The following is a 15,860-nucleotide window of genomic DNA, read 5'->3' on the forward strand; positions in this document are numbered from 1 at the left end:
AATTAGAAATTGCATTTAGCCATATTTTATATTATTACAAGCTGGCAGAAAAGCATTTTGTTCCTTTTTAACTTTTCGTTTATCTTTATACTGCGCCAGCACCGGGTATAAAGCCGGTACGATAATTAATGCAAGCATTCATATTTCTTGCGAAGATATTTCCGGGAATTTTGTTTATAAACTCTAAAGCCGTTGGATCAAATAAACGTAAGCAGGCATTTTATTTTGTTCCTGTATTTTATTGATTAAAGGCAGTAATTCACGTTTTTTGGGGCTGTCTTTTAAGGGCGAAAGGTAGATCATCCCTTTGCCACGGAAGTCAACACCGGTGTCGCGAAGTAATGTTTTCAGGGATTGATAATGTTCATCAGATAGTCCTTTCCCGATCAGAAAATTGGCAGTTACTTCAATATTTTTATAGGTGGCGTTAATATCAAGCATTTTCCTGAAAGCTTCGCCGACAGATGATTCATCCAACGGCTTGCCAATATACGCCAGAGTCGGCGTATCAATCCGGGCGGAATTCCAATCCATGGATTAGGCCGCAATTTGGATTGACACTGGACAATTTTGTTGACATAGGAACAAAAAATGGTATATTGCCTTTGTTCCCACGGTAACAAAAAAAGAGGGCGCTATTGTATGAACCCATTGGATGAAATCCTGCGGATTTTCCCGCATGGTCAGTTCCACGCCGGTATCCGACGATGAGTATTTAAAGGCATTGTCCGGCAGGATGAAGACAAGCTGGCTTAAATAGTCGGCGCTGGATTAGTTGGCCCGGCTGGTTCCTAACTACAGATTACTATCTACTAAAGCAAGAAGGCTGTCATAAACTGGAATAAATCCTGCCTAGACGGCTACTTTTTCAATACTTAGTTGGGTTACGCATTGCCCTTTCTATCGTTGTGTTTTTTTACTTTTTTATTTGCCATAATGTGACATCTACACCTACGTCTAGGCGTAAGATCAAAAGCAAATGAATATTACGATTCGAAAAGAGCCATTATTCCGATAGTGATTGACCGGCAAGATGAGTCATCCTTCCGGGTAGTGATCTCCACGTAAATAACAAACATCAGAATGTAGAATAGGATTTATAAGAATTTAGTGTAAGTCTGATTTATGGGCTTAAAAGATACTTCAAAATATGAGTATTTAGAGAAGTTAATTTAATCTGAGACGCTCCTATGGTAAAAGAAATGTATTAATTTCTTTGTTGATTAACTCTGGCTGTTCAATGTTAATTACATGCCCAGTATCTTTAATAATTTTATAGTTTAAGGTATTAACCTTTAATATTTTTATAACTGAAGGATGGTATATCTGTTTATCAGAATCTCCAATTAAAAATAAAGCTTTTTCTCGGAATATATTCATGGCTACGTTATCAAAATATGTCTCCTTCTGTACCACGACAATGCTATATTTCAATATGCAAAAAAAGTGCTTTGCAAACTCTTCTTGTAAAAATAAGGGTACGGCACTGTTTGGAGCGGTATATTTTCGAAGTATATCTATTGCATTTTCTTCAGAAAAAGTGAAAATTTCGGGAAATAAAACTTTAACGGTTCTGAATACTAATAAATAGAATAATAAAGAACCCTTAATACCTTTTACATAAGGATAGTTTGCCATACAGACAACTTTGTTCACCCTGCCCGGATTTTTTGCTGTATAAGCTAATGTTAAATAACCACCGTATGATACTCCAGCTATGTTTGTTGTTTTAATATCTAAAGTATCTAATATTTTATTAACCCATATACTTATATTAAATTCTTTTGGAAATCTCTCATTAGGTTCACTTTTTCCCGCTCCGCCGAAATAATCTACTGCTACTACATAATAATGTTTTACGAATTCCCGCATGTTTGGAAACCAACTCATTACTGAGTTATCACCAGAACTATGAAAAAGTAACAGTGGGGGATTAGCCTGATTTCCAGATACAATTACATGAGTTTTCCCATAATCTGTTTCGATATCCAGTTCTTCTTTATCAACTCCCCATAATTCTAGTAACTTTTCATAGGACTCATAAATTAATTGTTTTCCCTCAGGACTCTTGAATCTTTTTACCATCCAAATCATCCCCTCTTTTAATACCTTTTATTATTTTCCTCCCACATTTTATTTAATTATTCTTTTGCTCATTTTTAAAGAGTATGGTTTTAAAATTCTTCTAAAGAATAAACTGTCCCCCTCCATTCGACACCGCCCTTAAGTTGTGTTTTCGTTTCGGATACTTATACCTTTTAAAAAACAGTTTGTTGCCTTACGACATAAGGTTTTTAACGCCTCCTTATCATTAAACTGGTAACTACCTACTAATCCCATGTGGTAGCCCAATATGATTAGGGCTAATTCCTTAGGATTTTCATTTTTAAACTCATCCCCGTCAATTCCTTCTAACAGGATTTTTTCAAAGTTTTCAATTATCCTGTTATAAAGTGCAACCATCCTTTTTCCGAACTCTGAGTACACTCCTACCCTGTTAATAAATTCTTCTCCTGCTTTATTCAGCGAACGATCAATATTGTTGTCTACATAGAAATCAGCAAAAGCATAAAGTTTTTCGGTCGCTGTTTTGTATTGGGCGGATATTTCTTCCCACTGCTCCCTCCATTCAGCAAAGGCTTGTTCCCCTATATAAACAAATAGGTCTTCTTTGCTTTTAAAATGGTAGTAGATGTTTCCTATGCTTCGCCCTGTAGTGGCACAAATATCAGCCATTGAGGTAGCAGCATACCCCCTCTGGGAAAATAAGATTTTAGCTTTGGAAGCGATATCTTTCTTAGTCTGCTCTCCTTCATATCTGCGCTTATTCACAATTACACCCTCCATTAGACTGAACGCTTGCTCTATTGTATTGTATAAAAATCCTCCAGTTTTTACAAGAAGTGTTTTATCTAACTCTTTCAATAAATTTTCTGTGCTTAGTTAAATCCTAGCTAATTGGGCTTGAGTCTATTAAGGAACACTTTGAAAAACAACGCGCAGGCGCACATCCTGGCCAGCCACACAATTTCAATCGCTGAAATAGCGACTGATGCGCCAACTCCCATAGGCTCTCCCATGTCGGGAATATTTACCGTGTTGGGAATAACCGTCATTCCCGCAGGAGAAAATTCGGCTGTTCTTTCCGCAAATATACGTTTTACCGTATCTATTCCCGTATAAAAGATAAAACGAGAGGGAACGGAAAACGGGATGAGCAAACGACAAAGAACAACGCCCTACAAGGCAAGGAATGTCTTTTTGGGCAGCTTATGCAGGGCAAGGGCGCGGATTGGGCAAGGTAGCTGCATGTCTTTGATTTTAACCGCGGCCCCGCCGAAAGGCTGGTGAATAAATGATGATTATTTATCTTTAAATGTAAGAATTATGGCAAAAAAGTGGTGAAATTTCACCTATTTTTCAGAAAAGGAACCAAAAAACTTCATTTTTTATTAGTATACTTACTTTATCCCAATAAGAAAAGAGTATGCAATTAAATACGGAGATAACTGGATACGGAATTCTAGATATAATATCAGGTAGTTATGTAATTGCAGCTTTAGGGAGGGATACCGTGGAAAGTATATTACTCATTGAAGACGATATTGCTGTTGCAAGATATCTGGAGTTGGAGTTGAAGCATGAGGGATATGAACTTGTGATGGAAAACGACGGTAAAAGGGGCTTGGAAAGAGCGTTAAACGAAGAATTTGACCTTATCCTTTTAGATATAATGCTTCCAAACATGAGCGGCATGGAAGTACTCCGTAGACTTCGTCAGGATAAAGAGACACCCGTCATATTACTTACTGCGAAGGGGGAAGTGTCCGACAAAGTGGCTGGATTGGACAGTGGTGCAAATGATTATATTACAAAGCCATTTTTCATTGAGGAACTACTTGCCCGTATGAGGGTTGTGTTCAGGAAGAAGGAAGTGCACAACGACCTTCGGTGGGGAGAACTTGTCATTGACCCTGATGCCCGCCAGGTAACGGTTAATGACCAAGAAATCGCCTTTACCAAGAAAGAATATGACCTGCTCTATTATTTAATGGTAAATAAAAATGTTGTGTTATCTCGTGAAAAGATTATAGAACAAATATGGGGTTATGAGTTTTACGGCGACACAAATATAGTGGATGTATTTATAAAAAATATACGCCGAAAACTTGAATATGTCATGGAAATAAGATTAATACATACTGTTAGGGGGGTGGGCTATGTCATTAAAGATAACTAATCCATGGCATTGGCTAAATAAACGTTATAAATTTTCGATTGTATTTAAATCTACCTTAATAAATTTGGCGTTGTTTACCATATTGTTTACTCTAATCGGTTTTGGTCTTGTTTTTATATTTTCAAAAGTTATGTTTGCGGGAGCGTCGTTGGTTTTAGAAGATCACGAAAGAGTAGTTAGGGATATGTTATCTCATGGCGAAAAGGGCAGATTGCAAATGTATGCTGACAATACAAATATTTCCATATCAGTGATTAAGGCAACAGAACGCATGTATAATTCGGAAGTGTCAAATAAAATTGACGATCTTATTATTACAAGTAAATTTTATGCCGCAGTGAATGGACAGGAGTACCTGATTACCATTAAAAAGTCACTTGACCAAGAGTGGCATTCAGTAAGGTTTATTGTGTTCGTACTATTGTTTGTATTTATTATATTTGGGGTATTTGTGTTAAGTATCAGTGGGCTAACGACTGGAAACTTAGTGCGTCCTATTCGGAAGATGGTCAAGACCATTCGAGCAGGAGATCTCAACATCAGACTGGATGTCACTACTTCTCATGATGAATTGCGTGATTTAGCGGAAACATTTAATGCTTTGATGGATAAGATTGGGGATACTTACCGCCGGCAAGACCGTTTTGTTTCCGATGCTTCCCATGAACTTCGCACGCCGCTTCTTGTTATTCAAGGCTATGCCGATTTGCTGGAGCGCTGGGGAAAGAAGGATAGGGCTGTTCAGCAGGAAGCAATAGACTCCATTAAAAAGGAAGCTTCTTATATGAACAAGCTAGTTGAGCGGCTCTTGTTCCTGGCAAGAGCCGCTCAGAATCGGCAAAAGCTCCAGTTGACAACTTTTGATTTGTTTGAGTTATTGGATGAAATTATCAAGGATGCTATCGTTATGAATACAGGACATACATTTTCTCTTCAACATAAGCAGCAGATTTTCTTGCGAGGGGACGCTTCGCTGATCAAGCAAGTTATCAGAATTGTATTGGACAACAGTATTAAATATACCCCGTCCCCGGGTGAAATCAAAATCCAATGTGATATGGTCGATGAAAACGCAGTTATCATAGTGGAAGATAACGGAGTAGGAATATTAAAAAAAGATCTTCCACGCATATTTGAACGGTTTTACAAGGCGGATAAAGCTCGTAGCCGTACTACAGGCGGCACCGGATTAGGTTTATCCATTGCGCAGTTGATTGTGCATGAACATGGAGGAACTATAACCGCTCAAAGCTTGGGTAAAGGTACCATAGTTACAATAAAGCTACCAATGGACGCAAAAAAACAAAAAATATTTAAGCAAGAACAGTTTGATAACAAAGGAGCAGCTTTAAATGAAGACAGATCATGAAATATCAGTAAAACCTATAGCAAAAAAATCACGTCTTGTGTTTCTTGATAATCTAAAGGTTGCTTTAATCTTGCTGGTTGTTGCCCATCATGCGGGCCAGGCCTATGGACCCGAGAACGATTGGCCCATTCTAAGCATTGCAAAATCTGCAATTTTAGGCCCGTTTTTTGATGTTAATGGAGCCTTTTTTATGGGTTTATTCTTCTTAATATCTGCTTATTTTTTACCGCCATCAATAGATCGAAAAGGGGTCGGGACTTTTTTAAAGAGCAGATTGTTGCGCTTGGGAGTTCCCTTCATTGTTATAGTGATTATTATTTTTGGACCAATAACCTATTTTGTTGATGGCATAGATATGCCATTCTGGACATATATGATTTTATTTTATATAGGTCAAGGCGATTTTGAAGTTGGACATCTTTGGTTTATAGCATTACTCCTGTTTTTTTTCGTTTGTTATGCAATTGTCCGATTAATTGCTTCCACACCTATAATTAAAGGAAAAGTTATAACAACTCCGCCGGGGTACATATCACTGGTTATTTTTTCAATAGCATTGATAATTGCCAACTATATCATTCGCATTTGGTTTCCGGTTGGGGAGTGGGTTAAAATTCTTCCTTTTATGCCGGTAGAAGTAGGCCGTTGTCCACAATATGTTGGTTTTTTTATTGTTGGAGTATTTGCTTATCGTTACAATTGGCTAAATACTTTTTCAACCAAAACCGGTTTGGTTTGGCTCGCTATCGGTATTTTAGCAGGAGCAATGCATTATATAGATTCATTAATAGGGCTATTCCCACTATCGTTGGATTTTTGGACCGTGTTGGAAGGCTTCATTGGCGTTGGGTTAGTCACTGGTTCATTAGTTATAAGTCGAGAATATTGGAATAAACGTGGAAAATTGATGACATTTATGGCTGATAATGCTTTTACAGTTTATCTAATCCACATTTTTATTATTTATCTATTGCAAGGAATTATGGAAGCAATATCCATGGGGCCTTTTAATAAATTTATGGTCGTTTCGATCATGGGGATAATTTTAAGCTTCGTACTGAGCCATTTTATTCGAAAAATCCCATTTGCGAAGAAATTTCTCTAAAATTCTCAATCCTTATGCTTTTAGTATTATAAAAAAACAAATCCGCATTTCAAGCTACTAAATTAAATACCAATGTGTAGAATAACATTGAAAGCCTGTAAAAATTTAGATCAAGGAGGGGTGTAGAATGGCGACTTCATCATTTAATAAAGATTTTACCTTAGATAGCAAAAAAGCTGTGCAGTCATTTGAAAGAATTGTTTCTACTCCCGCCGGAAGTGTGAAAATAGATAGAAGCTTGACTTCACCTGCTAGAGCTGTTCGAGGTGAGAAAAAATTAAAACAAATGTTATCTCGCTAAAGAAACTAATAGAAATGAGTGATGAGCAGAAAGCTCTGGGACTCACTTATTAAAATTCTTCGGAAAGATGAATTGATTAAAAGAATATAATATCTAAAGGACAGTCATCACTTCAACGGCTTTTGTTATTTTAACCACTCTATGCGGTGGTTTTTTTGTATACAGGTTGCAAAAAGTGTATTAATACTCCTTGTCTCCCTTGTCTCCATATTTGACCGGAGCTTACATTCTGTATATGCTATGTATAAACGTATCAAACTAAAGGCAGGGATTGGTCATGCAATATCATATTCAGAAGTGGGGCAATAGCTTGGGAATACGAATTCCCAAAAGCCTGGCTCAGAAAGCGGGACTGGCCGACGGCACACCTGCTGAGATTATATTGGGGACGACGCTATTATTACCCGGCCCAGGAGCTATAGTCTGGAAACACTACTGTCCGGCATCACTCCCGAAAACCTGCACCGGGAGATAGAAACCGGAAGACCTGCCGGCCGTGAAGTATGGTAACGCCAGGAAATCACACCCGGAAAGGATAAATTTAAATGCACTTTGAGAAGTCCACAAATATGTGGATTAAACAACTGTTGAAAAGCCTGGATGAGCATGTCGACGAATCCACCCGCCAAAAAATTATGGCCTGTTGCGGTGAAACGTGCCCATTTACCCACCTCCCGGACGACAAACTCAAAGAAATAAAAAGAAACTCACCGAGTGAAGAGGCATTTCTTGAAAGCCTTTGCATACAATGGCGGCTCCAAAAAGAAAACGGAGAGTATTTCGTCGTTTTTGATCAATGTTATTGCCCGCTGGTCAATAAGGATATGCAGAATGTTTCTCAAACATTATGCTATTGCACACTCGGCAACCTTAAACGAAAATTTGCCATTGGACTGGACCGCCAGGTTGAAGTGCGCATGATAAAATCCATTTTAACCGGAGACAATGAGTGTCGTTTTCATATTCAATTAAAAATATAATCAATGATATAATTTAAAACCTGCCAAGAGAATATAGGGATAACAGGGGCGGTTGTGCAGCCGCCCCTGTTTCCTTTTCCGTACAGGCATGGTCCATTTGCCGGCTGCTTCTACGGAAGCGGCCGGCAGATAATCATTTGCCATGCAAGGTCAAGGCGGGTCTCACCCTTTGATTAATTTAGCCCGGGCGTAAGTACGAAATACTTTGTTTATCTCCACAGCCACCGTCTCGCCCACCATCGCCCCGCCCCCCTCAATGTCCAGTACAAACCCGTTAATCCGGGCAATACCGTCGTTAATGTTGCTCACGTGGGGTTCTTCCACCCGTACCTCCAGCACCTGCCCCGACTTAACAGGCAGATTGTTAGCCTGAATGTCGGCCTGGTCATATATGGGACGCACAGTAACCGATTCAATATGCTGCTCGGCAGAGCCCCTGATGTAAAGGTTTTTACCTGTGCGAGACTCCAGGTCCCGCAAGTTGGCACCCCCGCTGCCGATAAGCCGGGCCGCTACCAGCGGATTGGCTTCCACCAAAATAGTATCCGCTCCGGTTTGCCTGGCCATTTGATAGATTTGCTGCTTAATATTGATACCCACTGTTTCCTCGGATAACACTTTGCCCCGCCCCTCGCAATAAGGGCATGACTTTTGCAGCACTTCGGCTAAACTGGGTCGCACCTTTTTCCGGGTCATTTCCACCAAACCCAGCTGAGTGATCCCCAGTATATTAGTTTTTGTTTTATCTTTATGAATTTCTTCCTCAAGCACATCAAGCACCTGCCGCCGGTGCTCCTCCCGGTTCATATCAATGAAATCCACTATAATAATGCCGCCGATATTGCGCAGACGGAGCTGGCGAGCTATTTCCACCGCGGCGTCCAGGTTGGTTTTCAGCACCGTATCCTCCAGGTTGGTACTGCCCACGTATTTGCCTGTGTTTACATCTACCGCGGTAAGCGCCTCGGCCTGATCAAGCACAATATAGCCGCCGCACTTGAGCCAAACCGTACGTTTAAGAGCCTTGTCCATTTCTATATCCAAATTATTTTCTTCGAAAATGTTGGCTTTTTCATCCAGAAAGACCTTGACCTTTAAGCGAGGTCCCACTATATCCAACAGATCCAATATTTTTTCATACTCATAACGCGAGTCGATAGTCAGCCGATCAACATCCTCAGTAAAAATATCCCTTAAAATACGCTGTACCAGTTCCAGGTCCCGGTGCAGCAAATTGGGTACCGGCCCATGATTGGAGCGGTTAACGATTTTACGCCACAAACTGGCTAACATGCTGACATCCAGGCACAGCTCTTCCTCTAAAACCCCTTCGGCCACAGTGCGGACAATTACCCCCATACCATCGGGCTTGATACGCGCCGCCATTTCCCGCAGGCGATCCCTTTCCTTATCGTCCTCAATACGCCTGGATATACCGATATAATCAACGGTAGGCATCAGTACCAGGTAGCGCCCGGGCAGTGTTACATGAGTAGTTACCCGGGCCCCTTTGGTTCCGATAGGTTCCTTGACAATCTGCACTATTACTTCCTGGCCCTGCTTTAAAATATCACATATATTAGTACCTAACGCTGAATTGCCCTGGCCCTGCCCGGTGTCCGGGGTGCGAGCCGGAATAGCATCCTCCACATATAAAAAGGCATTCTTTTCTAACCCAATATCCACAAATGACGCCTGCATGCCCGGCAGTACATTTTCCACCTGGCCTTTAAATATATTGCCCACCAAACGCTGGTTGGGGGAACGCTCAATGTACATTTCCACCAACACCTTGTTTTCCAGCACGGCCACCCTGGTTTCCTCTTCGCCTACATTAATAATTATTTCTTTAAACATTTATTTTTCCACCAACTTTTCATTCTGTAAGGCCGCAACACTGCTCATAAACCGCATTTTAATTGCGGAGAGATTTTCCCTTAAAATATTAGAATAGCCCTGATCTTATTATTTGCAAATCCGCTTTGTCTATTGACATACCCGTGTATCGAAAAAAAGCATCTACCGCTTCTTCAGGACGTACATTCATTGTGCTGCCTGTTTTCAAATCCAGCTGTATAGTTAAACCGTTCACCTGGGAAAGAACATTCAGCTTTAATATACCGGGACGAATATCGCGTACTTTCTCCTTATCGTCCTTACCTTTGCGGGTAACCTGTATCTTCTCTTGAGATAAAAAATGCCGCACGGCTTCCGCGGGCAGCGGCCCGGGCAGATCGTCCTCGTCAAGGTGCACTATGTAACCGGCCCCGGTTAAGACAGCCATGGGAGACGGGGCATTATCGGGAACATCAGCCACTTCCAACACCACCAACCCCGGCGGCAGGGCTCCATTCAAACGTTCGGCCAGCACTTGATGATCTACGGGTTCCTTCATTTCCACCTCCAGCACTTCGGCCAGCCCTTCAACACCCACGGGCAGCGGTGCGGCAAAACTAAATCGGGGATGCGGGTTAAATCCCTCGGAAAACGCTATAGGCAGACCGGCCCGGCGAAAAGCCCGCTCCAGTGCGCGTATCAGATCCAAATGCGAAATGTAGCAGGCCGACCCCCTTTTACTGTATTGTATCCGGTATCGGAACAACGGTTTCACCCCCCGCCAGGTACGGTTTTACCTCCAGAGTGGCACACAGGCCGCACCCCGGACATTGTCCACCGCGACAATCGGGAGTAATAGCTCCCTCCAAAGAGCGACGGTGTTCACGTACTAAATATTTTTTGCTCACTCCGGCGCCAATATGGTCCCAGGGCAGCACGTCATCATATTGGTACCGGCGGTAAGCATAACCCTCGGGATCAATTCCCGTGCTTTCAAAAGCCTTTAACCATTTGCCTAAATCAAAAAATTCGGACCACCCGTCAAACCGGGCGCCGTTACGCCAGGCCGCCTCAATGGCACCGGCCAGGCGTCGATCGCCGCGGGACAGCACAGCCTCCAAAAAACTACTCCGGGTGTCGTGCCATTTAAAAACGAGTCCCCGGCTGCGTAAAAGATCGCGCAGCAATAACTGCTTGCGTTTTAACTCAGCCATGGAATTCTGGGGTTCCCATTGAAACGCGGTATGCGACTTGGGCACAAATGACGATACGCTAACGGTTACTTTAAGACGCCCTTTAACTCTAACCAGCATGCGCCCTTTATCCAGCACCCGCCGGGCCAAATTGGCAATTCCCCGTATATCGTCATCGGTTTCCGTGGGCAGACCGATCATAAAATAAAGTTTTATCGACTGCCAGCCCGCGGAGAAAGCCGCTCCAACCGCATCCATCAGATTATCCTCGGTTACCCCTTTATTAATCACATCCCGCAGGCGCTGGGTACCGGCTTCGGGGGCAAAGGTCAGACTGGAACGGCGTACTTTTTGCACTTCCTTGGCCAGGTCCACCGAAAAAGCATCCACCCGCAATGATGGTAAAGATACATTAACTCCCGCAGGCCCGTGCCTCTTAATAAGCTCACTGATCAGCGATGACACCCGGGAATAATCCGAAGTGCTCAGCGAGGTCAGCGATATCTCCCCCCAGCCGGTGGAGCCGAGCAGCTCACCGGCATGGCGCAGCAATGTTTCCGGTTCCTTTTCCCGCACCGGGCGGTATATCACACCGGCCTGACAAAAACGGCAGCCCCGGGTACAGCCCCGCTGTACCTCCAGCATAGCCCGGTCATGCACCGTTTCTATAGCCGGCACCACCATGCGGGTGGGGAAAAAGGCTGCATCCATATCCGTAACCACCCTTTTATGCACCAGAGCGGGCACCCCCTCGCTACCGGAAGTCAGGGCTTTTATTGTCCTATCGTCATTATACTCCACCCGGTACAGCACTGGCACGTAAATTCCGTCGAATCCGGCCAGCCGCAATAATAAATCTTCCCATCCCTCGCTGCTTCGCCTGGAGGCAAGATAAGCATCCAATAAATCATTTAGCGCATCTTCTCCCTCACCGATAACAAAGACATCAATAAAATCCGCCATAGGCTCGGGATTAAAGGAACAAGGACCGCCGGCCACCACCAGGGGATAGTTCCCCCCCTTGCGATCGGCAGACCGTAAAGGAATGCCGGCCAGATCCAGCATATTAAGTATATTCGTAAAGCTTAATTCGTACTGCAGAGTAAAGCCAATAATATCAAAATCCCGCAACGGTCTGCGGGATTCCAGGCTGGTGAGCGGCAGGCCCGTTTTGCGTAGTTGTTCCTCCATATCAGGCCAGGGCGCAAACACCCTCTCCAGTAAAGCATCCTCACGGTCGTTGACCATACCGTATAAAATCTGCAATCCAAGGTGGCTCATGCCCACCTCGTACACGTCAGGAAAGGCAAACGCCATTTTAACGCACATACTATGCCAATCCTTACGCACCATGTTCCATTCGCCACCGGAGTACCGACCGGGCTTTTGCACCCGTCGTAATATCTTTTCCAGCTGTTTCTCCATATGATAACAATCCTCCAGGTTAATTTAACGTGCTGTCGAAAATCAATGAGAATATATACCAGCAAATACTATTATTAAATATATCATAAATACCATCTCAAATACCATCCAATTGAGATTACCTAACGGCAAGCGGAACATTCACTCGACATGTTGGAAGCGGCATACTTTTTATTTTACCCATATCAAGCTAAATTCTATATTATTTTATTAAATTTATTTAGCTGAACGAGTTTACTTTTCGACCAATTCACCTACCGGAACATCGGCACCCCGCCGCAGCAGTATATCAATAATGTTGGTCTCAGTAACAACACCCATATACTGCCAACGCTTGTCCAGCACCGTCACCAGGTGATAACGCCGGGGCAGAAAAGGCTGGATCAATTGTCCGAGGGGGACGTTCTCGGCAGCCACCAGTTGTTTTACCGGAAGCACTCCTTCGCGGAGCAGTTCCCGCTGTTTACGCATTAAAAGCTGCATGAACAGGTAAGGTGCCGCACTGCGCTCCCGGGTGGCGGCGTAAAAAAGGAAAAACGCCGTAATCGGAATATCCAGCCCACAGGCCCCCCACCATATTCCCAGCACACCTAGAAATGCGATAAACACGCCCAGAATTTGCCCCAGCAAAGCGGCCCGGTAAGTAGCCGGAGTAATACCAATCCGTGCGGCCAGATAAGAGCGATATACCCGACCGCCATCCAGCGGTAAAGCAGGCAGCAGGTTAAAGGCAGCCATTAACAAGTTGCACTGCAAAAAAAACGGACCCAGGTCAGCATGCCAGAGCCCATAATTTTTCAGTGCCACGCCTAAAGCGAACATTACCAGATTACTTGCGGGACCGGCCAGAGCGGTATAGGTTTCCCGTATCGGATCCACCTGTAATTCAGTGCCCGCCCTGGCCACCCCGCCAAAGGGCAGCAGTTCCACTTCATTTACGGGTATATCCAGATGACGGGCCATTAGAGCATGTGCCATTTCATGTACCAATACCACACCAAAGGCCACTAGACCCCGACCCAGCACCCCGGCCACAAAAAACAAGATCAGCAGGGCCAAAAAAAAGGGGTTTAAATAAATATCCACCCCCAATATTCGTCCCAGTCGCATATCAGGCAACCCCCATTATTCCCCGTTTATGAGCAAGCGAGACAACGGATCAACCAGCTTTCCGTTTTCACGCAATTCAAAATGCAGCCCACCGCCCGGTACGTCACCGTTTTCACCAATTGCGGCAATTTCCTGCCCCGCTTCTACCTTTTGCCCTTCCGCCACAATTACTTCGGCAACGCAGCCATACAGTGTATGCGTACCTTTACCATGCTTGATTAATATATATTGCCCCAGCTCTTTATCTTCGCCAATCCTTTCCACCTGTCCGGCCAGGACCGCGAAGACACTTGTACCCGGTGACGCGCTTATATCAATACCGGGGTGGTATCTTTCCATGTTATCCACCGTTGACTGTGTCCACCCAAATTGTTCCACCACTTTACCGGAAACCGGCAAAGTAAGCTCTTCAGCCAAAAGTCCTTCACCCAACACGGGCTCGGTGTCTATGCCCGTGCCCGGGCCGTGAATTACCGGGTTGTCCCAGTTAACCAGTTGGGCAGCCAGTTGGATAGATTTGTCCAACACCGGCCTGTAATCCCACTGGGCCGTCAGTAAATGCTTTAAATTCTCCCGCGCTTGCTCACCCGCGGGATGTGGATAGTAGCGCACTATCATAAGCACAGCTAAGATAACTAATACGGCGGTTATTCTGAAAGAACCGCTCCGCCTGTTTGGGCGCTTGTATGAAGACAGCGCCGGACGCCTGCCTTTTACGGACTGGTAATAATCGGTCCATTCATCAAACCCGCTTTTTTTGCGCCCGCCCAGGCGAGATAACCCGTCCCACTTCAAAGTCTTACCCCCCTAACTATCCACCGCCGGATTAATACCGGCTAGTTTACCATATGTATATTTGCAGGGGGGGACAAATATGACAAGCTTATACCCGGTACAGTGTAAAATTAACCCGGTCATACAGCATCACATATATCGAGTGAACTCGTGCGGCTAAAACTGAACATCGGAGCTTCGGATGGGGATTGAGGCGTCGCTCACTGCTCTAAGAAAATAGTTTCGCGACACTCCCTTTTGAAATTTGATCAATAAAAAGACAGGCTGCCTACTAAATTAAAGCAGCCTGTCCGGATTAACCCGCACGTTACTAAAAAATATTTTTTTGTCGGCGCATGTAGATATTCAATAACACTCCGATAGCAATCATATTAGTAACAATACTGGTACCTCCGTAACTGAACAATGGCAGCGGCAGACCGGTAACAGGCATTATGGCAACAGCCATACCCACATTAACTAAAATTTGAAATGTTATCATACTTACTATGCCTACCGCCATCAGCGTACCGAACATGTCCTTGGCTTCAGCGGCAATCCGCACTCCCCGGTACAAAAAAACACCAAACAGCACCAAAAGCAGTGCAGCACCCAGAAAACCGGTTTCCTCCGCCAGCACTGAAAAAATAAAATCAGTATGCCTGATGGGTAAAAATTCCAGAAAGCTCTGGGTCCCCCGCAGTAATCCTTTACCCCAAAAGCCGCTGGAACCAATAGCAATTTGGGACTGGATAACATGATACCCCGCCCCTTGTATATCGGACCAGGGATCAAGAAAAATAATCAGCCGCTTAAGCTGGTATTCATGCAAAGGGATCCAGGTGCCAAACTTGAGATGTGACCAGACCAGCCCCACCACCCCGGCCAAACCGGCACCGAATATACCTGAAACCATAAGGGGTTTCGAGCTGGCTATAAACAACATACCAAACAATATGGCGATAAAAACCAGTGATGTACCCAGGTCGGGCTGCATTAAAATAAGCAGCAAGGGTACTCCCACAAAAATAAAGCCCGGCAGCAACTCCTTTATCGTGCGCAGCTGCTCCTCCCTTCTAGCCAAAAAATCCGCCAGAGTGATAATAATAATAATCTTGGCAGGTTCGGAAGGCTGAAAAGCAAAAGGACCGATATCAATCCAGCGCTGCGCGCCCATGGCGGTATGTCCCAATGCCAGTACCAACCCCAGCAGCAGCAAATTTATAATATAAAAGTGTTTGGTATAGCGACGCCAATCTTCATAAGGTATATATATAGCAACCGCGGCAGCCGCGATACCAAGCAATATACAAATAAATTGCTTAATCACGTACTCCTTTTTCATCCACAGCAGACGTTGGAGAATATTGGCCTCCTGAAGCTTATCCATATCCAGGCCAAGGCGCATCCACCAGCCGTAATCGGTACTGGCACTGCCGATCATCACCAGGCTGAACAATAATATAGCTCCGGTTACCCCTACCAGAGTATAGTCCAGATTTTTATAAAAACGTTTTCTAGCCATCA

Annotated in this window: 15 protein-coding genes; 6 read left to right on the plus strand and 9 right to left on the minus strand. The window is 43.9% G+C overall.

Annotation, left to right across the window (positions count from 1 at the left end):
• Positions 1 to 183: 183 nt before the first annotated feature.
• The 3 genes from ABDB91_RS12565 to ABDB91_RS12575 all read right to left on the minus strand — a co-directional run bounded on the left by ABDB91_RS12565 (position 184) and on the right by ABDB91_RS12575 (position 2,832).
• The gene (locus ABDB91_RS12565; protein WP_347488056.1) at positions 184 to 534 is read right to left on the minus strand and encodes a hypothetical protein; all 351 of its coding nucleotides are present in this window, start codon (positions 532 to 534) and stop codon (positions 184 to 186) included.
• Positions 535 to 1,188: 654 nt separating this feature from the next.
• A complete protein-coding gene (locus ABDB91_RS12570; protein ID WP_347488057.1) occupies positions 1,189 to 2,085 on the minus strand; it encodes an alpha/beta hydrolase in 897 nt (298 codons plus the stop codon).
• Positions 2,086 to 2,223: 138 nt separating this feature from the next.
• Positions 2,224 to 2,832: a TetR family transcriptional regulator C-terminal domain-containing protein gene (locus tag ABDB91_RS12575; protein WP_347488058.1), complete on the minus strand. Its 609-nt coding sequence runs from the start codon at positions 2,830 to 2,832 to the stop codon at positions 2,224 to 2,226.
• Between the two features lie 153 nt (positions 2,833 to 2,985).
• Between ABDB91_RS12575 and ABDB91_RS12580 the strand changes: the two genes are divergently transcribed.
• From ABDB91_RS12580 to ABDB91_RS12605, 6 genes are all read left to right on the plus strand, one after another.
• Positions 2,986 to 3,183: a hypothetical protein gene (locus tag ABDB91_RS12580; RefSeq protein WP_347488059.1), complete on the plus strand. Its 198-nt coding sequence runs from the start codon at positions 2,986 to 2,988 to the stop codon at positions 3,181 to 3,183.
• Positions 3,184 to 3,574: 391 nt separating this feature from the next.
• On the plus strand, positions 3,575 to 4,240 hold the full coding sequence (locus tag ABDB91_RS12585) for a response regulator transcription factor (protein ID WP_347488060.1): 666 nt from the start codon (positions 3,575 to 3,577) through the stop codon (positions 4,238 to 4,240).
• Positions 4,221 to 5,609: an ATP-binding protein gene (locus ABDB91_RS12590; protein WP_347488061.1), complete on the plus strand. Its 1,389-nt coding sequence runs from the start codon at positions 4,221 to 4,223 to the stop codon at positions 5,607 to 5,609. The genes ABDB91_RS12585 and ABDB91_RS12590 overlap by 20 nt, the downstream gene beginning before the upstream one ends.
• Positions 5,593 to 6,714 (plus strand): acyltransferase family protein, encoded by a 1,122-nt coding sequence (locus ABDB91_RS12595; protein ID WP_347488062.1) that lies wholly within the window; start codon positions 5,593 to 5,595, stop codon positions 6,712 to 6,714. Before ABDB91_RS12590 ends, ABDB91_RS12595 begins: the two co-directional genes overlap by 17 nt.
• A 127-nt stretch (positions 6,715 to 6,841) precedes the next feature.
• Complete coding sequence (locus ABDB91_RS12600) at positions 6,842 to 7,015, plus strand: hypothetical protein (RefSeq protein ID WP_347488063.1); 174 nt, start codon at positions 6,842 to 6,844, stop codon at positions 7,013 to 7,015.
• Positions 7,016 to 7,584: 569 nt separating this feature from the next.
• The gene (locus tag ABDB91_RS12605) at positions 7,585 to 7,995 is read left to right on the plus strand and encodes a DUF6144 family protein (RefSeq protein WP_347488064.1); all 411 of its coding nucleotides are present in this window, start codon (positions 7,585 to 7,587) and stop codon (positions 7,993 to 7,995) included.
• 162 nt (positions 7,996 to 8,157) lie between these two features.
• On the opposite strand, the gene ABDB91_RS12610 is transcribed toward ABDB91_RS12605, so the two are convergent.
• The 6 genes from ABDB91_RS12610 to rodA all read right to left on the minus strand — a co-directional run bounded on the left by ABDB91_RS12610 (position 8,158) and on the right by rodA (position 15,858).
• A complete protein-coding gene (locus tag ABDB91_RS12610; RefSeq protein WP_347488065.1) occupies positions 8,158 to 9,852 on the minus strand; it encodes an Rne/Rng family ribonuclease in 1,695 nt (564 codons plus the stop codon).
• An 88-nt stretch (positions 9,853 to 9,940) separates the two neighbouring features.
• Entirely contained in the window at positions 9,941 to 10,597 is a 657-nt protein-coding gene (locus ABDB91_RS12615) for a TIGR03936 family radical SAM-associated protein (protein WP_347488066.1), read from the minus strand.
• On the minus strand, positions 10,569 to 12,449 hold the full coding sequence (locus tag ABDB91_RS12620) for a TIGR03960 family B12-binding radical SAM protein (RefSeq protein WP_347488067.1): 1,881 nt from the start codon (positions 12,447 to 12,449) through the stop codon (positions 10,569 to 10,571). The genes ABDB91_RS12615 and ABDB91_RS12620 overlap by 29 nt, the downstream gene beginning before the upstream one ends.
• Positions 12,450 to 12,683: 234 nt before the next feature.
• Positions 12,684 to 13,559 (minus strand): M50 family metallopeptidase, encoded by an 876-nt coding sequence (locus ABDB91_RS12625; RefSeq protein ID WP_347488068.1) that lies wholly within the window; start codon positions 13,557 to 13,559, stop codon positions 12,684 to 12,686.
• A 15-nt stretch (positions 13,560 to 13,574) separates the two neighbouring features.
• Positions 13,575 to 14,354 (minus strand): M23 family metallopeptidase, encoded by a 780-nt coding sequence (locus ABDB91_RS12630; RefSeq protein WP_347488069.1) that lies wholly within the window; start codon positions 14,352 to 14,354, stop codon positions 13,575 to 13,577.
• A gap of 310 nt (positions 14,355 to 14,664) precedes the next feature.
• Positions 14,665 to 15,858 (minus strand): rod shape-determining protein RodA, encoded by a 1,194-nt coding sequence (gene rodA / locus ABDB91_RS12635; RefSeq protein ID WP_347488070.1) that lies wholly within the window; start codon positions 15,856 to 15,858, stop codon positions 14,665 to 14,667.
• Positions 15,859 to 15,860 lie beyond the last annotated feature (2 nt).

The organism is Desulfoscipio sp. XC116, from assembly GCF_039851975.1.
Classification (GTDB): domain Bacteria; phylum Bacillota; class Desulfotomaculia; order Desulfotomaculales; family Desulfallaceae; genus Sporotomaculum.